We start from the raw sequence: 20,812 nt of genomic DNA on the forward strand, positions 1-20,812 counted from the left end.
TTTTTCAGTATCTATTCACTCAATACTCAGAAGTTATGATCGGTGTGCCAACCACAATTGTATCTTTGTTGTCTGTAGAACGTATTGCTATTTGCACATTTATTTTCTCTCTATTTGTTGAAAGAGCGTCATTCCACTTTTTATTATATGCGGAGACTGACACAAATGCTCTTTCTTCTATCTGTTCGATCGCTCTTGCTGAAAGATCTTTCAAAACCTGATTGGTTTTATTTTGCAAAACACCTTCAATCTTATCATTCAGTACACCTTGAACACAAGTATAAATTGTAGGTTTTTCACTAAAAATTTTATTCATTTCCCGAACGTACTTCGGGTCCCATTTCGCCCCGCTTACTTCAAAAATAATGAAAGTGTTTTCTTTAGTATTTTCCTTACTCCAAGTTACTACTACTCGTTCTTCATATAAAGAAGATTTTTTATAGGATGTAGCTTTATATCCATCTGGAGATTGCTCTAATTCCCAACTTTCGATATTTGCCTTTTCCTTCACTTCATTTAACAATTTTTGAAACGTATGTATATTAGAAATTGTTTTCGTTTCTCGCGCTAACCATGACCACCGCTCTACTTTTGCATCGTTCTTCTCTAAAGCTGCAATCATGCTCTCCATTTTCTGTTCATCGCTTATAGGTTTCATCTCTCTATATCCAACCAAAAATAAAACAACACTTACGACAACGATAAGAATGGCTTTAAACTTCAATTTCATCCCCTCCTATCCCCATTGTTAACGGAGATATGAGGTTCTATACACTTACTTTACTAAATACGTTAAACTCTTCGAATAGCCTAAATAATCAAGGAAAAAGTTACTTACAGATGTCCCAATTGCAATTGTAATTAGGATAAGTAACACTCTCGTCTGCATCACTTTCCCAGACTTCATTAAGCGCTCAATGTGAATACCTTGTAAGGCCCACCACGTAATGGTAATAAATAATAAATGCGAAACAATGGCAATCAGTGCTTGTTGCCCTAAAAGTTGTGCCAAAAAATCGACCCCTTTTTTGCTTGGCTACTACTTACGCAAAATGTAAAAACGATACCATAATAAGTAGGAGCCACACTTTTTCACACGCAAATAAGTATCTTACATTTCACATCGAAATTTTCTTTTGAAAAACATATACCTATAGGCGTTTTCATTTGCTGCTACTCCAAAATAAAAAGCGTAGAGTACGGACTCTACACCTTTTATTTTCACTATTGTACCACGTTCCCTAAGAAGAAGAAATCTTTCATTAATGGAAAATATTCATAAAAGAAATTGTAACCAATCATCGGCATAATCCCTAGTATTACAATCGAAATTGCGCAAAGGCTCATGACAATCTTTATATTTAACGGTAACTGAATTTTCTCTTCTGTCTCTCCAGTACGAAAAAACATTTGCTGTAAAATCCGGAAATAATATATGAGTGAAATAACCGTCGTACCCATCATAATAGAAGCTAACACGTAATGAGCTGGTTCTACATGAAGTGCTCCTAAAAAGATGTTAATCTTTCCGATGAAACCAGCCGTCCCCGGTATTCCAGCTAGCGATAAAATAAAAACTGTCATCACTATAGCGGTAAATGGCGATCGCTTATATAATCCTGTGAAAATCGTCATATTTTCCTTATTGTTTTGTAAGATTAATCCGTGGATGATTGCAAATGCTCCTATATTCATGAGCATATACGCCAGCATATAAAACCACATACTATCCATCGTAAACTGCGATAGTGCCACGAGAGGCACGAGCAAATACCCAGCATGCGCAATGCCCGAATAGGCAAATAGGCGTTTTACATTGTATTGCTTTAAGGCTACTACGTTCCCAACAATCATCGTAATACTAGCTAGCACCACAATGTATATGCTCATACGCCCATACAAGGATTGCATATCCCCTTGGATTGCCACACTTGCAAATACCATAAGGAACAGGCGCGTAATGAGTAGAAACCCCGCAATTTTAGAAATCGTCCCGAGAAAGGCTGTGACAGGTGTCGCCGCTCCCTCATATACGTCTGGTGCCCACATATGAAACGGCACTGTTGCAATTTTGAAAGAGAGCCCAACGAGCAATAGTAGAAATGCGAGAGCTAACAATAACTGAATGCCGCCAGCCAACTCTTGCGTCAATACCTTTTGCATTTCCACTATGTTGGTCGATCCTGTAATACCGTATAAATAACTCATTCCAAAGAGCGTAATCGCTGTTCCAATCCCTCCGTTAATGACGTATTTCATTGCTGCCTCATTTGATGCGCGGTTTCTTTTTCGAATTCCTACTAGAATATACGAAGAAAGCGAAAGCAACTCTAAACCGACGAATAGTGTGATGAAATCAACGCTAGAAGCCATGAACATCGCTCCAAGAAGCGCCATTAACATTAAGTAATAATATTCTCCCTTATCTCGAATAGGATCCTCTTTGTCATCACTCATTGCCATACATAAGACGAGAGCTGCTCCGATTAATAACAACGTTTTAAACCCTTTTGAAAATCCATCTAATACAAACGATCCATTTAAAATATCTCCTGCCGGTTCGCTATATAGCGTAATTAATGACACTATCGCTAACAAGGCAGCGGCAATTGCACCAATCGCTACGTACCTATGGTTCAGCTTAAAAAACAAATCACATATGGAAAGAAGGATGGCAGCCCCGAGAATAATGAATTCTGGTACCATGAGGTGCCATGAGAAGCTAAGTAACGTGTTCATATCCATCCTACTTCACCCCCAATGTTTTCAATGTATTTTGAAGCGGATCCCCTAGTAGTTCTGGCATTACTCCAATTGCAATAATACAAACGATAAGCAATATAACAGGGACGTACTCCCATCCGTGTATATCCGATTTCGCTTCCCATTCTTTCTTGCCAAATGTCACTTGAAGTATCGCTCTTAATACGTATACAGCGGTTAAAATAATCCCAAGTACACCGACAGCGGCGATGACTGGTTCCCCTTGGAATAAACCGAGAAAGGCAAGGAATTCGCTAACGAATCCAGACATTCCTGGCAGTCCAAGCGATGCCATACCGCCCGCCAGGAAGAAACCGCTAAGCACTGGAACACTTTTTGCGAGTCCGCCAAGTGCTGTAATATCCGAAGTCCCGAAACGTTGTTCAATTATGCCTAGTAAGAAGAAGAGTAACGCTGCAATTAAACCGTGAGACACAACTTGGAATAACGCCCCCTGTGTGCCTGGTGCATTTAACGCCGCAAGCCCCATTAAAACAATTCCCATATGTGAAATACTAGAGTAAGCAAGTACCTTTCTAAAGTCCGTTTGGATAAGTGCTAGAAAGGCCCCGTACAATAAATTAATTACCCCTAAAATCGCGATTAGCGTTGCAAACTCACGAAAGTATTCTGGGAATAACCCCTTCCCGAAGCGAATAATACCGTACGCTCCAATCTTCAGCAGAACTCCCGCATGAAGCATAACTACAGCAGGATGCGCTTCTATGTGCACATTGACCATCCAGCGATGCAAAGGAAAAATGGGTAGTTTAATCGCAAAGGCAACCATTATGGCAAGAAATAAACCGAACTGTAAGCTACTCGAGGCGAGCGGTCCTCCCCCAGCAGTTACACTCGTTAATATCTCTTTAAGCTCCGCAATATTTGTAGTACCTGTTTTCGCAAACAAAATTGAGAAAACGATGAGTAAAATGGCTGATCCAATACCGTTATATATTAAATAACTATATGCAGCCTTTTCACTCGACAATTTCCCCCACTTGCCAATTAATAAAAACATTGGTGGCAACGTAATTTCAAAGAAGATAAAGAACAGCATTAAATTTTGAGCAGCGAAGACACCGAGCATCCCTATTTCTAACACGAGTAATAGCATGTAGAATGCTTTTAAATTTCTTTTAATGGAAAATGCCGCAATTGCTGCAAGCATCGCTAGAAGGGCTGTGAGTACCATCATTACAAGCGATAGACCATCAATACCAAGCTCGTAATAAATCGAAAATAACCTTTTGTCCACTGCTGCAAAGTCCCCAAATTTAATCCATTTCACTTTTTCATCAAATATCGATAAGCTCTTTCCAGAGGCGTATGTACAAGCAAGGACGATAGCGATTCCAAATGGAAGCGCCGTTCCGAATAAACCAAGCGCTCGCACCGTACGCGATTCTTTTTTCGGCGTTAATAACAGTAAGAGAATTCCTAACAGCGGGGAAAAAATGAAGAACGTTAATAGCAACTCATTCATCGTAAATCCCCTCCCGTATATAACAAAATAATTACGAGTACCGCGAGCGAAACTGCCGTTACAGTGCCGTACACTTGTACATTCCCGTTTTGAAGCTTCGCCCCTAGGCCGCTCACACCTTTAACCAAACCCCCAATTAAAACTGCGATTCCTTCTACAACATATACTTCAAATAAGCGAAGCATATGAGCGATTCCTTTCGTAATAGGAAGCACCGTAACATTATATAGTTCATCCACATAATATTTTTCTTTCAAAAGGTTATAAAGAGGCGTCCCCTCTCCCGCTGCCCAATCTCTGGAGATAGATTTCTTGCCATATATGAAATACGCGAGGACAATTCCCGCAAATGAAACGAGCGTCGCAACAACCATAATCCAAGCTGGTCCATGTACATCTTTCACTTTGAACCCTACATCCTTCGTAAGCCAATCTCCGAGAAACGTCCCAAACCACGGTGTATTTACATATCCTGCTACCACTGCAAGAACACCGAGGACAATCATCGGATACGTCATTGTGCGAGGCGATTCATGCACCTCTTCCTTCGTCTTCGTTTCTCCCGTAAAGACAAGAAAGTATAGACGGAACATATAAAATGCTGTTAAAAATGCCGCAATTACCGCTAAAGCGAATAGAAAGTAATTACCATTCATCCAAGTCGCCGCTAAAATTTCATCTTTACTAAAAAACCCGGAAAGGAGAGGAACGCCGCTAATGGCAAGTGTACCTATTAAAAACAGCGCAGCAGTTACTTTCATCTTCTTCTGTAAACCGCCCATTTTATTAATGTTTTGCGTGTGCACTGCATGAATTACACTCCCTGCAGCCAAGAACAGTAATGCTTTAAAAAAAGCGTGTGTCGTTAAATGAAAGACACCAGCTACATAACCAGCAGAGCCTAGCGCAAGCATCATGTACCCGAGCTGACTAACTGTAGAATAAGCAAGCACCCTCTTTATATCAGTTTGTACAAGACCGATAGAGGCTGCAAAGATTGCGGTGAAAGCACCAACGATTGCAACTGTTTGCATCGCTACAGCACTTGCTGAAAATAGAGGGAACATCGTTGCTACTAAATATACGCCAGCTGCAACCATCGTTGCCGCATGAATAAGTGCCGAAACAGGTGTCGGTCCTTCCATTGCATCTGGCAACCACGTATGAAGCGGGAACTGACCCGATTTCCCCATCGCACCGATAAAAATTAAGATCGCCGTTATTGTAATCATGGTAGGGGAAAGATCACCCGTATAAATCGCCTTAAAAATCGCCTCATATTCAAAACTACCTGCGTTCCAAAAAATTAAAATCATCCCAACAAATAACCCAACATCCCCAATACGTGTCATAATAAAAGCCTTTTTCGCAGCAGCCTTCGCTTCTTCTTTAAAGAAATAAAAACCGATAAGTAAAAATGAACCGAGGCCGACTAACTCCCAAAATATATAAAGCTGTAATAAATTCGTCGATATAACAAGTCCAAGCATCGCAAATGTAAAGAGCCCTAAATATGCATAAAAGGTTGGTAATCTTTCGTCACCCTTCATATAACCTTTCGAGTACACATGTACAAGAAAGCTCACAAGCGTAACGATAAATAGCATTAAAGCTCCTAATGCAGTAACCTCAAAACCAAATGATATATCTATATCTCCGGCCCTAAGCCATATCCATTTATGTTTCACTGCCTCGGATGAAAATCGTTCTATTAGTACAACTACCGCTCCTATAAAGGAGAGAAAGGTGAAGAAAATACCTAGTACACTGCTTCCCTCTCTAATCTTCTTCCCGAACATAATAAGTAACAAAAACGAAACAAGCGGGAAAAGCGGTATGAGCCATGCATAATCGATCATTGTTTCCTTCCCCCTTTTCGGTCACAATGCTATCCTTTCAGCGTATCCATTTCATCTACATGAACTGTCGTGCGATTACGGTACAAAGCAATCAAAATCGCAAGTCCGACCGCCGCCTCAGCTGCCGCTACAGACATCGTAAACAGCGAAAAAATTTGTCCTGTTAAATTCGGAAACAAACCTAATTTACTAAACGCTACTAAATTTAAATTGGCGGCGTTGAGCATTAATTCAATACAAACCAATACAATTACTGTATTTCGCTTTGTTAAAGCTCCAAATAGACCGATGCAAAACAAAATAATCGCAAGTGTTAAATACGCAGAAGCTGGAACGCTACTCATGGGAATCCTCCTCCCCCTCATCCTTCTTCGCAAGTATAATTGCGCCAACAAGTGCTACAAGTAAAATAACCGAGGTTAATTCAAATGGAATAATATATTTTGAATAGAGAAGTGTACCGATTTGAAGTGTGTTTTTTTCATGGAGAGGTAAACTTCCTTGTGCGCTTTGATTTGAAAAATCGATATTATTAACAGCGAAATACATAACCGCTCCAAATGCTACAACCGCAAAGAAGATAATCCATTTTCGAAGAGTAAGGCGCGATTCATTTTCCGCGTTATGTTTCGTTAACATAATGCCAAAAATCATAATAATAGTGATTGCACCAGAGTAAATTAAAATTTGTGCAACTCCGATAAATTCAGCTGATAAGAGAAAGTACAAACCTGCAATACTAAGGAACGTAAGCACAAGAGCCAGCATCATATGCATTACTTTCGTTAAGTTCAGCATAAGAACGCCTCCAATAATCGCAGAAAAGGATAATATAAAGAAAGCTACAAACTCGCCATTCATGCTTTATTCTCCTTCCTGACGTTCTCGTCATTCTCGTCAAGCCACTGCAAATTTTTAAATAAATCATCACGTGAATACTCTGCGAGTTCAAAATTATTTGTCATTACAATCGCCTCTGTCGGACAAACTTCTGTACATAAATCGCAAAGAATACAAATTTCAAAATTAATATCGTACGTGTCGATAATTTTTCCCTTTTTCGTAGGATCAGGATGTTTTTTTCCTGTTAATTGAATGCAATCTGTCGGACAAATGTTAGAACACTGATTACAAACAATACATTTCTCTGGATAAAACTTTTGAATACCTCGAAAGCGGTCTGGTAATGGCAACGGTTGATTCGGATAATCATAGGTCACCTTTTTCTTACTCAAATTACTAAGCGTATATTTTAAACCTTTAAATAGTCCTTTCATCTCTTACTGGCACCCCCTTCATAGATTAGAAGAATAACTCCTTAATCAATGCCGTTAAGAAAATATTTGCAAGCGCGATTGGCAATAATACTTTCCAGCCAAACTCCATTAACTGGTCACCTCTTATACGTGGAAACGTGACGCGGAACCAAATTAATAGAAAGACCACACTGCTGAATTTCAAAGCAAACCATACAGCACCTGGAATAAATCCGAGGAACATAACTGGGTTCCATCCGCCTAAAAAAAGTACTGTAATTAAAGATGCCATCCCGAAGAAATATACATACTCTGAAAGCATGAAAAATGCCCAGCGAAACCCTGAGTATTCCGTATGGTATCCAGAAACAAGTTCTGACTCAGCTTCCGGTAAATCAAACGGTGTCCTATTTAACTCTGCAACTGCTGCAATTAAGAAAACAACGAAACCGATCGGCTGTGCGAAAATGTACCACACCTTCTCCTGTGCCGCTACAATCTCATTTAAATTAAGACTACCAGCTAACAAAACGACGCCAATCACACTCATTACAAGCGGAATCTCATAAGAAATCATTTGCGCCGCCGCACGCATCCCTCCTAAAAGGGAATATTTATTATTTGATGCCCATCCCCCGGTTACGACGCCAATCGTCGTAATTCCAGAAACAGCAATGTAATAAAGTAACCCTACTCCAATATCCGCGAACTGAAATTTATCAGTAAACGGGATAACCGCAAGTACCATAAATGCTGGTGCGAATGCAATAACAGGTGCTAATATAAACAACGGTTTATCCGCGGCTTTCGGAATGCTATCTTCTTTTAATAATAGTTTCAAAACATCAGCTACCGTTTGTAGTAAACCGAATCGGCCCCCAACTTGGTTTGGTCCAATCCGTCCTTGCATAAATCCCATCACTTTCCGTTCTGCCAAAATACCGTATGTAACGAAGCCAAGGACTGCAAATAATAGAAGCACCGCTAATCCGAAAAAAATGAAGAAATTCGTCCAGCTTGAAGGTGATTGTAAGAGCGTCTCAATCATTAGCCGTCAACCTCCCCAAGTACAATATCAACCCCACCTAAAATCGTAATTAAATTGGCGATGTTTTCACCTTTCAATAACTTCGGTAAAATTTGCAAATTGTAAAAAGACGGTCTGCGAAATTTCAAGCGGTACGGCTCTTTCTTTCCATCACTAGCAATATAGCAACCAATCTCTCCCCGCGGCGATTCTATACGGACGAATGCTTCTCCCTTAGGTGCCTTAATAATTTTCGGCACTTTTGCTATGACGGCTCCATCTTTAGGGAACTGCTCAGCTGCTTGCTCAATAATTTTTAATGACTCCTCAATTTCTTCCATCCGGCAAACGTAGCGATCCCAAGCATCACCCACGCTCCCAACAGGAATATTAAAATCAAAACGATCATAAATAGAGTATGGCTCATCTTTGCGAAGATCCCAGTTCACTCCCGTACACCGCAAATTAGCTCCGCTTAAAGAATATGAGATCGCCTCTTCCGCGTTATATATACCAACGCCTTTCACACGATTTAGGAAAATTTCATTTCCGCTAACAAGGTCGTGATACCCTTCCAATTGCTCTCTCATATACGGAACAAACTCTTTCACCTTTTCAATCCATCCGTCCGGCGCATCCCACTTCACGCCGCCGACCCTCATATAGTTGAAAGTAAGCCGTGCACCGCACAATTCATTTAATAAATTAATAATCATTTCTCGTTCACGAAACGCATACAGAAATGGACTAACCGCTCCTATATCAAGAAGGTTCGTTCCCCACCAAACGAGATGACTCGCAACCCGCCCAAGCTCCATCGCAAGCACCCGTAAATATTCAGCACGCTCTGGAATCTCAAGCCCCATCATCGTCTCTACAGCATGGCAAATGACGTAATTATTCGTCATCGCTGATAGATAGTCCATTCGATCTGTATATGGGATAATTTGCGTATATTGCAGGCTCTCAGCAATCTTTTCTGTCCCGCGATGCAAATATCCAATAACCGGTGTAGCCTCTTTAATAATTTCCCCGTCAATTTTAATTACAAGCCGAAACACACCATGCGTACTCGGGTGCTGCGGCCCTACATTTAAGAGCATTTCTTCCGTACGGATCATAAGCTACACCTCCACATCATACGGTTCATAATCTTTCCTAAGCGGATACCCTACCCAATCATCCGGCATTAAAATGCGAGATAAATTAGGATGACCTTTAAATATAATACCGAGCAAATCATATGCTTCACGTTCCGGCCAATCCGCTCCTTTCCAAAGCGGCGTCACCGATTCTACTTGCGGCGCCTCCCTATCAAGCTTTACCTTCACCGCTACTGACTGTTTCTTTCCATATGAAAATAAATGAACATACACTTCCATATGTGTCACAAAATCCGTCGCATGTAGCTCTGACATATAATCAAAAGCAAGTCCCTCATGGAATCTTAGCAATTCCATCACTTCATAATATTTAGAAGGCTCTACCACAAGCGTTGGAACATCTTTTGAAAGCTTATTAATATAGGAATCTGCTAATGCATATTCTCCTACCTTCTCCTTAACAACCTCCACATAGCGATTTAAATATGGCTGGTTAATTGACGGTTCTTCCTGCTTCGCTTCATCTTCCTTCTTACTTACAGCTCCCTTTGTTCTTGCAGCTGCAGCCGCTTTCGCCTTCGCTGCTGCAATGGCCTTTGCTTTTTCATCTCCAGAATCCCCATCACCTTGTGAGGCTTTCTGCTTCGCTAACGCCGCTGCTTTCGCTTTTGCGGCTGCTACAGCTTTTGCCTTCGCTTTGGCTTTTTCTTCGTCCGATACTTCTTCGCTTCCTTCTCTCTTCTGCTTCGCCAATGCCGCTGCTTTCGCTTTTGCGGCTGCTGCGGCTTTCGCCTTCGCTTTGGCTTTTTCTTCGTCTGGTACTTCTTCGTTTCCTTCTCTCTTCTGCTTCGCCAATGCCGCTGCTTTTGCTTTTGCGGCTGCTGCGGCTAGACGTTTCGCTTCTTCTACATCAATCTCCCTATCTTTTGGCAGCGCTTTCTCTTTTTCTCGATATTCTCCTTCAAGTTTAGACATTTCCTCGCCATGCTTCGCGGCCAGTCGTTTTCGGGCCTCCTCTTTCGCATGTCTAGCTGCCTCTCTTTTCATATCCTCTAAATCTTTATTTGGATCACTCATTTATTCGTCACCTGCTTCCCAGTCTTCGCCTCGTAACGAATTTTCTCTTTCAATTTATTGATTCCATAAATTAAAGCTGCAGGGTTCGGCGGACATCCTGGAATATACACATCAACTGGTACGATTTGATCTACACCCTTCACAACAGCATACGAATTCACATACGGACCACCAGCTGTTGCACAAGAGCCCATGGCAATTACCCACTTCGGCTCAGGCATTTGATCATATAAACGACGAACAATAGGAGCCATTTTCTTTGTTACTGTTCCTGACACAATCATGACATCCGATTGCCTTGGTGAAGTCCGAAAGAAGGACCCAAATCGATCTAAATCGTAATGCGATGAACCTACTCCCATCATTTCAATTGCACAGCATGCCAGTCCAAATGTCATCGGCCATAAAGAGTTGCTCCGCGCCCATCCCTTCAACTGTTCCAATGTAGAAAAAAAGATATTCCTTTCTAATTCCGCCCGCTCCTGTGGGTGTAATTCCTCAAAATTTATAACCATTGTAACACCTTCTTTTTCCAAGCATACGCTAATCCAACCAACAACATCACAACAAAAATGAGCATTTCAATCAGTGCAAATAAGCCAAGCTTGTCATATGCAACAGCCCATGGATATAAAAATAAAGTTTCTACATCAAAGATGACAAACAATAAAGCGAAAATATAATAACGAGCATGAAACCGAATATTCGCATCATGAAAAGGCTCAATTCCACTCTCATACGTCGTTGCTTTCGCTGCACTCGGTTTATTTGGACGCAGCATTTTTCCTAATGTAAGAGCCACTACCGGCAGCAATATACCTAATAGCAAGAAAATCAAAACGATCATATAACTATTTTCATATACACTTGCCATTGTGAAACCCTCCCCCCTGAATTAAGAACAAGTTCACATAGTAAACAATATGTCTTACTTGCATCATTTATTATTTTTAAATTTTTCTAAATAATGAAACTATTTTAATCATTATAGCAAACTTCAAATTCCTATGTCGATATATTGGGAACAGAAACAACAATTAATAATTACTAAGAAAATCTATTATTACAACTCATTATAAATGTGTAAAATAAACATAGAAATGATATATGTTTTGCAAACAATCCTAAAAAACATAAAATACAAAAGATGGTTTATATGTATATACAGTGGGTGATATAAATGAAAAAACAAACACATGTAAGTATTCTTATAAGCATTTCATTGTTGTATATGGCTATTCATTACATATCAATGTCCTTTTTATATGAATATTCACTTCCATTTCAAATATTAACTGGAATAAGTACCATATTAATTGATATTACAGTTTGTAGTTATATATTTTATTTTTCAAATATAAAACAAGGGTTATCTCGTTTGTTTTGGATAATATTAACTATCGGATCCTTCTCTTATTTCATCGGTGATATAGTAGTTACTTATCAACGCTTAATTTTGCATGACTACTTTACATTCGTTGATCCATCCGATTTTTTTTACTTATTATTTTTAATTAGTTTTGCATTTGCCTTTCTATATGAAATTATTTATAACCGAGACTTATTGGAACAGCTTTTTACAATATGTGATATTTGCATTATTGTTACAGCTCAATTTACTTTAAGTTACTATTTGCTCATTGAACGGACCATTCATATTTTTACAACATCATATATCGACATATTTGTTCAACTCACTTACCCAATGGCTGATTTACTCTTCCTTTTAATAGGAATCAACCTTTTATTCCGACCACTAGCTCTATTACCAAAACCGGTTGGAGCTCTTCTCGGTAGTTCTTTAATTTTGTATGCTACTACGGACGCTATTTATGCTTATATAAAATACTTCATACCAGAATACTCTATGTTCACCGTTGCTCCGTTATATCAAGTGACCTTAGTAATGGTAGCAATCGCTTGTATACTTCATACAAAAGAGCCTGAGAAACAAGAACAAGTACTACTAACGCCTCAAGTCGGTGAATCAATCCGATTATCGTTACCGTATATTTCTGTAGTGGCACTTATTGTTTTTATATTAGCCGAAAACGTTTTTGCACCTATTGTAGTAATTGGGCTTATGTTAACTTTCTTCTTCGTTCTCATACGCCATATGTTAGTTCGAAGACAAAATAAAGTATTATTACTAGCACAAATGCAGTTCAATTCGGAACTCGAGAAGCAAATTGAACTACGTACAGAAGATTTAGTAGAACAAAAAAATGAGTTATATCATAATCAGCAAATGTTTAAATCTTTATATGAACATCATCCAGACCCAATTTTCACATTAGATTTATACGGTAATTTTCTTAATGTAAACAACGCTGGAACTACTTTACTCGGTTATCAAACGAATGAATTATTAAATCAGCCATACTACTCACTTATGTATGAAGAAGATTTGGAAGAAATCATTACTGCCTTTCATCACGTGAAAAAAGGGAAATCTATTTCTTTAGAAATACGGGCATATCATAAAAATAGAGATATTTACTACTTGAATGTGACAGCTGTTCCCATCTTTTTAAAGGAACATATTTCTGGAGTTTATTTAATGATTAAAGATATTACAGAAACTAAACAGCAACAAGAACAAATTAATTTCCTAGCATATCATGACACATTAACTGAACTTGCAAATCGCCGTTCGTTTCATCAACAATTGGAAAAAGCAATTATACGAGCAAAAACATCAAAAAGGCCTTTCGCTGTTATGTTTCTCGATTTAGACCGCTTTAAAGTTATTAACGATACTCTTGGCCATCGAATAGGAGACCTACTTTTAATTGCTATAGCAAAAAGGCTAGAACGAATATCGACACCCAATATGAAACTTGCTCGGTTAGCTGGGGATGAGTTCACAATTCTAATAGAAGATTATAAAAAAGATAAAGATGTACAAAAAATAGCTGATATGATTGTAGTATCTATGAATGAACCATTCGAAATTGAAAATCAACATTTACAAATCTCGTCAAGTATCGGGATTGCCATATACCCTGAAGCAGGCGAAGATCCGTTGTCTATTTTGCAACATGCTGATATGGCCATGTACGAAGCAAAAAACAAAGGAAAAAATGGTAGCTCGCTTTATACAAAAGAACTATATAAAAAAATGGAACGAAAAGCCCGAATCGAAAAAGATTTACCACTCGCTTTAGCAAATAAAGAATTCTTTCTCGTCTATCAACCACAAGTTGATATTACAACGAATAAGGTCATTGGTGCCGAAGCTTTAATACGCTGGAAGCATCCTCTGTTAGGTGAAATTTCACCGTGTGAGTTCGTTCCAATTGTAGAAGAGACTCCGCAAGTCATACCGCTCGGTCATTGGGTGTTACGAGAGTCTTGCCGCCAACTAAAACTATGGCAAACCCTTGGCTACAAAGATTTAAAGATGAGCGTTAACTTATCAGCAAAAGAGTTTCAACAAGATCAGTTACTCGAGAATATTGCACACATACTAAAAGACGTTGGTGTTGATCCTAAATATGTAACACTTGAATTAACAGAACGAATTGCAATGATTGATGAAAAAGAAACGTTATTAAGACTAAAACAATTAAAAGAGTATGGTATTCAAACATCTATTGATGACTTCGGTACCGGTTACTCTTCTCTTGCATATTTGTCGATTTTCCCTATCGATACATTAAAAGTGCCAAGAGAATTTACACAACTAGCCGATCATTGGGCAGAGGAAAGGGCCATTGTTTCAACCATTCTCTCTCTTGCAAACACTTTAAACCTCTCTGTCGTTGCCGAAGGAATTGAAACAGAAAAACAGCTTAAATTTTTACAGAAAAATAACTGTAGATATATGCAAGGTTACTATTTCAGTAAACCGTTAGGCAGTAAACAGTTTATAAAATTTCTACAAAAAACACCCAGTATGAATAATTAATTCACACTGGGTGCTTTTATAGTACAGGAGTTTTTTTCTCATAGTATTCTTCTGCAATTTCTTTATAAAACGCTGCTTTCGTTGTATAAAAATATGGAGTTAACCATAAGAATCCAATTCCTATTGTAATAACACTTAATATAAACCAACCAATAAAACTTAAACATAATATGAAATACTCCATTTTATGCCCATTCATCATACGACGGCTTTCTGTAATGGCTTGGTTCATTGAATACTCAGGATGATCATTTAAAATAAAATACGTCATCGCATAAGAGAACGATTTAATAATGCCCGGAATAATGAAAAGTAAAGACCATAAAATAAGATAAATATTGACCAACAAATATACTAAAAATGACTTTATAAATTTATTACCTTCTGTAAACCATCTGAATAACTGTCCAATACGAACTTCTTTTTCACGAATGATATGTAGTGCTAAATAATAGCCTCCTAGCGTCAATGGACCAACCAGAAACATTGTAATAATGTCTAGCGAAAGTGATTTATTCGCTTCTTCCCAGCCCCACGCTTGCGAAAAAACAAACTGGATACTAAAACCAAAAGCTGATGTAAGAACCCATACAAGTAATGTAGCCCCTACGCCTACTCCCCATTTTCCTTCTAGAGAATCTAGTGCTTCTCCTTTTAAATCACTAATCATAATTAGAGCCTCCTATACGTAATAATTCTATTAGTATAGCACGTTCCTACTGCAATTCACCTTTTGAAATGTAGCGATAAAAATGCGCTGTAGTTGTACCCATATATGGACTAAGCCAAAGAAATCCTATTCCAAATGTAAGCATCGCTAAAATAGCCCATCCTATGAAGCTAAGCCATAAAAGAAATAGATCTAGCTTATGCCCCTTCATGATGTTCTTACTTTCTTTCATCGCCTGTGAAACGCTATAATCTGGATTTTCAATCATAACATAATATGTCATCGCATAAGAAAAATACGTCACAATCATTACAACGACTGAAATAGCTAATAGTACGAAGAACGCAATTATTAACGATACATTCCCTTCCTCACCAAAAAACGAGAATAAACCTATTAATAGCACTGGGATCCATGTACCTGTATATAATAAAATCGCAAGCATAGCCCACATTGTTTTCATCATTCTTTTAAAGCCACGAAATCCTTCAAATAAATAATCTACTCTAGCATCGTCTCTTTTACTAATTTGTAGCAACACATTCGTATAACCATATGATGTAATACCATAAGATGCATTACTCAAAATCATCATTATGCAATAAAGAATTCCAAATGTAATACCTGCCCCAATTGAAATTGTTTCCTCTTCAAATGAACCAGTTAAACCAGCAATTACGAAAAATATAATAAGGCCTGGAATTAAAAGTATAAGCATTGCAGCCAGTGCAACAACATAACTTAAAATAAAATATAAAATCGTTGATCCAACACCTAGTCCCCATTTTCCCTTTAAAGAGTGCAATGCTTCTTGCTTCATTTCACCGATCATCTATTCATCTCCTTTATAAAATATAAATTGTTATATATTCTCTACTTATACAAGCAATAATATAATTATACCAATTTTGTTAGTTTATTCTATCTGTTTAATTCATTTTCGACATTTGAGTAGAACACAGCTATGCATAACAAAAAACTAACCTGCAGTTCTTTTCATTTATCTCTATAAAAAAAAAAACGTAAAGGCGAGGCCTTTACGTTTTTTTACTTCATATCGGAAACGTTTAAACGGTTCACAGCACGCTGCAAGGCCATTTCTGCACGTCTAAAGTCAACATGTGCTTGTTTATCTTGCATACGTTGCTCAGCACGACGCTTCGCTTCATTTGCACGATGGATATCGATATGGTTTGCTTCTTCAGCAGATGATGATAATATAGTTACTTTATCTGGACGAACTTCGATAAAGCCACCGCTTACTGCTACATAATCAGTGTGTCCACCATTTTTCAGACGAACTGCACTAATTTTTAATGGTGCAACAGTCGGAATGTGACCTGGTAAGATCCCCATTTCCCCACTCTCTGCTTTTACACTTACCATTTCTACTTCTTTTTCGTAAACCGGTCCATCAGGAGTTACAATACTGACTGGAAATGTCTTCATAATTCGTCCCTCCTAAGGCCTTACGCCATCATTTTCTTCGCGTTTTCAATAACTTCTTCAATGCTACCAACAAGACGGAATGCATCTTCTGGAAGGTCATCATATTTTCCTTCTAGAATTTCTTTGAAACCACTAACTGTATTTTTCACAGGTACGTAAGAACCTTTTTGACCTGTAAACTGCTCCGCTACGTGGAAGTTTTGTGATAAGAAGAATTGAATACGACGAGCACGATGTACAACTAACTTATCTTCTTCAGATAACTCATCCATACCTAAGATAGCGATGATATCTTGAAGCTCTTTATAACGCTGTAAAGTTTGCTGTACTTGACGAGCTACTTCATAATGCTCTTCTCCTACGATTTCTGGAGAAAGTGCACGAGATGTAGATGCTAATGGATCTACGGCTGGGTAAATACCCATTTGTGTTAAACGACGCTCTAAGTTTGTTGTTGCATCTAAGTGAGCGAACGTTGTAGCTGGTGCTGGGTCAGTATAGTCATCGGCTGGTACATATACCGCTTGGATAGACGTGATAGACCCTTTATTTGTAGATGTAATACGCTCTTGTAATTGACCCATTTCTGTTGCAAGTGTTGGCTGGTAACCTACCGCAGATGGCATACGACCAAGAAGGGCAGATACTTCAGAACCTGCTTGCGTGAAACGGAAGATGTTATCGATGAACAGTAGTACGTCTTGTCCTTGCTCATCACGGAAATGCTCAGCCATTGTTAAACCTGTTAATGCAACACGTTGACGTGCTCCAGGTGGCTCGTTCATTTGTCCGAATACCATCGCAGTTTTCTTAATTACGCCAGAATCGCTCATTTCGTGGTATAAGTCATTACCCTCACGAGTACGCTCACCTACACCAGCGAATACAGAGATACCACCGTGCTCTTGTGCGATGTTGTTAATTAATTCCTGAATTAATACTGTTTTACCTACACCGGCACCACCGAATAGACCGATCTTACCACCCTTAATGTAAGGAGCAAGTAAGTCTACTACTTTAATACCAGTTTCAAGAATTTCTACTTTAGTAGATAATTCTTCGAATGCAGGTGCTTGACGGTGAATTGGATCACGACGTACATCCGCAGGAACTTCATCATCTAAGTCAATTGCATCACCTAATACGTTGAATACACGACCAAGTGTTACATCACCAACTGGTACAGAGATTGCTTTACCAGTATCTTCTACTTCTGTGCCACGAACAAGTCCATCTGTGGAAGACATCGCAACTGTACGAACTGTATCATCACCTAAATGAAGTGCAACTTCAAATGTTAAGTTAATGTTTGCTCCGTTTTCGTTGCTTTGTTTTACCGTAAGGGCGTTGTAGATTTCTGGTAGCTTTCCGCCATCAAACTTAACGTCTACAACCGGACCCATGATTTGCGTAACGCGCCCTTTATTCATCGGGTTCCCTCCTAGCTTTCTTTTAATTAGCCCACTTTCTAAGAGAAGTCGGCTTTTAATTTTTATTAGTTTAGCTTACGCGGTTCTCCTGAAAGAACCGCTTCCGCTTTTTATTACTATTCTAACGCTGCTGCTCCACCAACGATTTCCGTAATCTCTTGCGTAATCGCTGCTTGACGCGCACGGTTGAATGAAAGTGTAAGTGAATCGATAACTTCCATTGCGTTGTCTGTAGCACTCTTCATTGCTGTCATACGCGCCGCGTGCTCACTTGCTTTACCGTCTAGTAATGCACCGTACACTAAGCTTTCTGCGTATTGTGGCAATAATACTTTTAAAATTTCTTCTTCAGAAGGTTCGAATTCATAGGCTGTCGTCGGTTTATCAGACGCCACATCCGTAAGCGGTAAAATTTTATTTTCCGTTACTTCTTGTGAAATTTTACTTACATAATGATTGTAGTAAATATACAGCTCATCATAAGCACCATCTGCGAACATCGCAATTGCTCGAGAAGCAAGATCTTTAATATCAGTAAATGATGGGTGGTCAGATAATCCAACTACTTCATCAATGATGTTAAAGCCGCGACGTTTTAAATAATCACGTCCTAGTCGTCCAAGCACAATAATTGAATATTGGTTTGAATCCATATTATGACGTTCACGAATTACGTTACTTACTGTACGTAATACGTTACTGTTATAACCACCTGCTAGTCCGCGATCAGATGTAATAACGATGTATCCCGTACGCTTTACAGGACGCGCATTTAGCATTGGATGATTAATCCCTTTACTTCCTTGCGCAATGCTCGCTACTACTTCTTGAATCTTTTCCATATACGGAACGAAAGATTTAGCATTTTGCTCTGCACGGTTTAACTTAGATGCAGATACCATCTCCATCGCTTTCGTAATTTGACTCGTTTTCTTTGTCGAGTTAATCTTCGCTTTTATATCGCGTAAAGATGCCACAGGTTTTCACCACCTTTTTTCCGGAAGTTGGCACGATTAGTAAGAATCCTCTTCCTAATCTAGGTTGCAAGATATTCTTGCTCATGATTGAAGGAAAAGAATAGGTACACCTACTCTTTTCCTTTACATAACCGTCAGCAATCTCAAAACTTGAGTTGCCTTTTTATATTATCTAGCTCCAGCGGCTTGAATGCTCGGTGGCTTCACTTCTTCCTACGAGGCAAAGACCGCCTCTTCGTCAGAAGCTCCATCCCCCTCACATTCAGGACGAGCCGCTTATGCTTTTATTATTCAGAAGCTACGAATACTTTTTTAAATCCGTTAATTGCTGCTGCAAATTTGTCGTCATCCGCAAGTTTCTTAGTTGTGCGGATTTCGCTTAATAAGTCAGCTGCATTTGAATCTAACCAAGCATGGAATTCTTCTTCGAAACGAGTGATATCTGCTACTGGGATATCATCTAGGAATCCACGTGTTAAAGCGTAAAGAATGATAACTTGTTTCTCTACACGTAACGGTTTGTGTAATCCTTGTTTTAATACTTCAACTGTACGAGCACCACGGTTTAGTTTCGCTTGTGTTGCTTTATCAAGGTCAGAACCGAACTGAGCGAACGCTTCTAACTCACGGTAAGATGCAAGGTCAAGACGAAGTGTACCTGATACTTTACTCATTGCTTTAATCTGAGCAGATCCACCAACACGAGATACAGAAGTACCTGCATCGATCGCTGGACGTACACCAGAGAAGAATAAGTCAGATTGTAAGAAGATCTGTCCGTCCGTAATAGAAATTACGTTTGTTGGGATGTAAGCTGATACGTCCCCTGCTTGTGTTTCGATGAAAGGTAGTGCAGTTAAAGAACCGCCGCCTCTTGCATCACTTAATTTTGCTGCACGCTCTAATAAGCGAGAATGTAAGTAGAATACATCCCCTGGATATGCTTCACGACCTGGAGGACGACGTAATAGTAATGACAGCTCACGGTAAGCCGCTGCTTGTTTTGATAAGTCATCATATACTACTAATACGTGTTTACCATTGTACATGAACTCTTCACCCATTGTTACACCAGCATAAGCAGCTAGGTATAGTAATGGAGCTGGTTGAGAAGCTGATGCAGTTACAACGATTGTGTAATCTAATGCACCGTGCTTACGTAGTGTTTCTACTACGTTACGTACAGTTGATTCTTTTTGTCCGATAGCTACATAGATACAAATCATATCTTCATCTTTTTGGTTAATGATTGTATCAAGTGCAACTGCTGTTTTACCTGTTTGACGGTCACCAATGATTAACTCACGTTGACCACGGCCAATTGGTACAAGAGCATCGATCGCTTTAATACCTGTTTGAAGTGGCTCATGAACAGATTTACGATCCATTACACCTGGTGCTGGACTTTCGATTGGACGAGTGTTTGTTGTATTGATTGGGCCTAAACCATCAACTGGCTGACCTAATGGGTTTACAACACGACCGATTAGTTCTTTTCCTACTGGTACTTGCATGATGCGACCAGTACGACGAACTTCGTCACCTTCACGGATTTCTGTGTAAGGTCCTAAGATAATGATACCTACGTTGTTTTCTTCTAAGTTTTGTGCTAGTCCCATAACGCCGTTAGAGAACTCTACAAGTTCACCAGCCATAACGTTATCAAGACCATGAGCACGCGCGATACCGTCACCAACTTGGATAACTGTACCAACATCACTAACTTCGATTTCAGACTGATAGTTCTCGATTTGTTGCTTTATCAGTGCGCTAATTTCTTCAGCTCTGATGCTCATGTGCTTCAC

At 39.1% G+C, this 20,812-nt stretch carries 20 protein-coding genes; 1 reads left to right on the plus strand and 19 read right to left on the minus strand.

What is annotated here, in order from left to right:
- Nucleotides 1–19: 19 nt before the first annotated feature.
- From ACTFQM_RS21085 to nuoA, 13 genes are all read right to left on the minus strand, one after another.
- Nucleotides 20–724 carry a YwmB family TATA-box binding protein gene (locus ACTFQM_RS21085; protein WP_440036136.1) on the minus strand — a complete coding sequence of 235 codons (705 nt, stop codon included), beginning with the start codon at nt 722–724 and terminating at the stop codon, nt 20–22.
- Nucleotides 725–775: 51 nt separating this feature from the next.
- On the minus strand, nt 776–1,012 hold the full coding sequence (locus ACTFQM_RS21090; RefSeq protein WP_002174331.1) for a DUF1146 family protein: 237 nt from the start codon (nt 1,010–1,012) through the stop codon (nt 776–778).
- Nucleotides 1,013–1,224: 212 nt separating this feature from the next.
- Nucleotides 1,225–2,739 (minus strand): NADH-quinone oxidoreductase subunit NuoN, encoded by a 1,515-nt coding sequence (gene nuoN, locus ACTFQM_RS21095; RefSeq protein WP_440036185.1) that lies wholly within the window; start codon nt 2,737–2,739, stop codon nt 1,225–1,227.
- Between the two features lie 7 nt (nt 2,740–2,746).
- Nucleotides 2,747–4,249 (minus strand): NADH-quinone oxidoreductase subunit M, encoded by a 1,503-nt coding sequence (locus tag ACTFQM_RS21100; RefSeq protein ID WP_440036138.1) that lies wholly within the window; start codon nt 4,247–4,249, stop codon nt 2,747–2,749.
- Nucleotides 4,246–6,108 (minus strand): NADH-quinone oxidoreductase subunit L, encoded by a 1,863-nt coding sequence (gene nuoL, locus ACTFQM_RS21105; protein WP_440036140.1) that lies wholly within the window; start codon nt 6,106–6,108, stop codon nt 4,246–4,248. Before nuoL ends, ACTFQM_RS21100 begins: the two co-directional genes overlap by 4 nt.
- Nucleotides 6,109–6,137: 29 nt before the next feature.
- Complete coding sequence (nuoK, locus tag ACTFQM_RS21110; protein ID WP_002174335.1) at nt 6,138–6,452, minus strand: NADH-quinone oxidoreductase subunit NuoK; 315 nt, start codon at nt 6,450–6,452, stop codon at nt 6,138–6,140.
- Nucleotides 6,445–6,969 carry an NADH-quinone oxidoreductase subunit J gene (locus ACTFQM_RS21115; RefSeq protein ID WP_440036142.1) on the minus strand — a complete coding sequence of 175 codons (525 nt, stop codon included), beginning with the start codon at nt 6,967–6,969 and terminating at the stop codon, nt 6,445–6,447. Before ACTFQM_RS21115 ends, nuoK begins: the two co-directional genes overlap by 8 nt.
- Nucleotides 6,966–7,385 (minus strand): NADH-quinone oxidoreductase subunit NuoI, encoded by a 420-nt coding sequence (gene nuoI / locus ACTFQM_RS21120; RefSeq protein WP_000677191.1) that lies wholly within the window; start codon nt 7,383–7,385, stop codon nt 6,966–6,968. Before nuoI ends, ACTFQM_RS21115 begins: the two co-directional genes overlap by 4 nt.
- Nucleotides 7,386–7,410: 25 nt before the next feature.
- Nucleotides 7,411–8,412, minus strand: coding sequence for an NADH-quinone oxidoreductase subunit NuoH (gene nuoH / locus ACTFQM_RS21125; protein WP_048370068.1), 1,002 nt, complete (start codon nt 8,410–8,412; stop codon nt 7,411–7,413).
- Nucleotides 8,412–9,512, minus strand: coding sequence for an NADH-quinone oxidoreductase subunit NuoD (gene nuoD / locus ACTFQM_RS21130; protein ID WP_025147054.1), 1,101 nt, complete (start codon nt 9,510–9,512; stop codon nt 8,412–8,414). The genes nuoH and nuoD overlap by 1 nt, the downstream gene beginning before the upstream one ends.
- A 3-nt stretch (nt 9,513–9,515) precedes the next feature.
- Nucleotides 9,516–10,571, minus strand: coding sequence for an NADH-quinone oxidoreductase subunit C (locus tag ACTFQM_RS21135; protein ID WP_440036143.1), 1,056 nt, complete (start codon nt 10,569–10,571; stop codon nt 9,516–9,518).
- Nucleotides 10,568–11,086, minus strand: a complete 519-nt coding sequence (gene nuoB, locus ACTFQM_RS21140) for an NADH-quinone oxidoreductase subunit NuoB (RefSeq protein ID WP_000236333.1) — start codon at nt 11,084–11,086, stop codon at nt 10,568–10,570. The genes ACTFQM_RS21135 and nuoB overlap by 4 nt, the downstream gene beginning before the upstream one ends.
- Nucleotides 11,077–11,445 (minus strand): NADH-quinone oxidoreductase subunit NuoA, encoded by a 369-nt coding sequence (gene nuoA, locus ACTFQM_RS21145; RefSeq protein WP_000179270.1) that lies wholly within the window; start codon nt 11,443–11,445, stop codon nt 11,077–11,079. Before nuoA ends, nuoB begins: the two co-directional genes overlap by 10 nt.
- Nucleotides 11,446–11,751: 306 nt before the next feature.
- On the opposite strand from nuoA, the gene ACTFQM_RS21150 reads away from it, so the two are divergent.
- Nucleotides 11,752–14,481, plus strand: a complete 2,730-nt coding sequence (locus tag ACTFQM_RS21150) for a putative bifunctional diguanylate cyclase/phosphodiesterase (RefSeq protein WP_440036145.1) — start codon at nt 11,752–11,754, stop codon at nt 14,479–14,481.
- Between the two features lie 16 nt (nt 14,482–14,497).
- On the opposite strand, the gene ACTFQM_RS21155 is transcribed toward ACTFQM_RS21150, so the two are convergent.
- The 6 genes from ACTFQM_RS21155 to atpA all read right to left on the minus strand — a co-directional run bounded on the left by ACTFQM_RS21155 (nt 14,498) and on the right by atpA (nt 20,803).
- Entirely contained in the window at nt 14,498–15,151 is a 654-nt protein-coding gene (locus ACTFQM_RS21155) for a DUF975 family protein (RefSeq protein ID WP_048374850.1), read from the minus strand.
- Nucleotides 15,152–15,197: 46 nt separating this feature from the next.
- Nucleotides 15,198–15,983 carry a DUF975 family protein gene (locus ACTFQM_RS21160; protein ID WP_440036147.1) on the minus strand — a complete coding sequence of 262 codons (786 nt, stop codon included), beginning with the start codon at nt 15,981–15,983 and terminating at the stop codon, nt 15,198–15,200.
- Between the two features lie 215 nt (nt 15,984–16,198).
- Nucleotides 16,199–16,600 (minus strand): F0F1 ATP synthase subunit epsilon, encoded by a 402-nt coding sequence (gene atpC / locus ACTFQM_RS21165; protein ID WP_098250863.1) that lies wholly within the window; start codon nt 16,598–16,600, stop codon nt 16,199–16,201.
- Nucleotides 16,601–16,620: 20 nt separating this feature from the next.
- Nucleotides 16,621–18,030 (minus strand): F0F1 ATP synthase subunit beta, encoded by a 1,410-nt coding sequence (atpD, locus tag ACTFQM_RS21170; RefSeq protein WP_440036149.1) that lies wholly within the window; start codon nt 18,028–18,030, stop codon nt 16,621–16,623.
- 116 nt (nt 18,031–18,146) lie between these two features.
- A complete protein-coding gene (gene atpG, locus ACTFQM_RS21175) occupies nt 18,147–19,007 on the minus strand; it encodes a F0F1 ATP synthase subunit gamma (RefSeq protein WP_000157696.1) in 861 nt (286 codons plus the stop codon).
- Between the two features lie 287 nt (nt 19,008–19,294).
- Nucleotides 19,295–20,803: a F0F1 ATP synthase subunit alpha gene (gene atpA, locus ACTFQM_RS21180; protein WP_071717958.1), complete on the minus strand. Its 1,509-nt coding sequence runs from the start codon at nt 20,801–20,803 to the stop codon at nt 19,295–19,297.
- Nucleotides 20,804–20,812 lie beyond the last annotated feature (9 nt).

The organism is Bacillus cereus group sp. MYBK30-2, assembly GCF_051915945.1.
GTDB classification, from domain to species: domain Bacteria; phylum Bacillota; class Bacilli; order Bacillales; family Bacillaceae_G; genus Bacillus_A; species Bacillus_A paramycoides.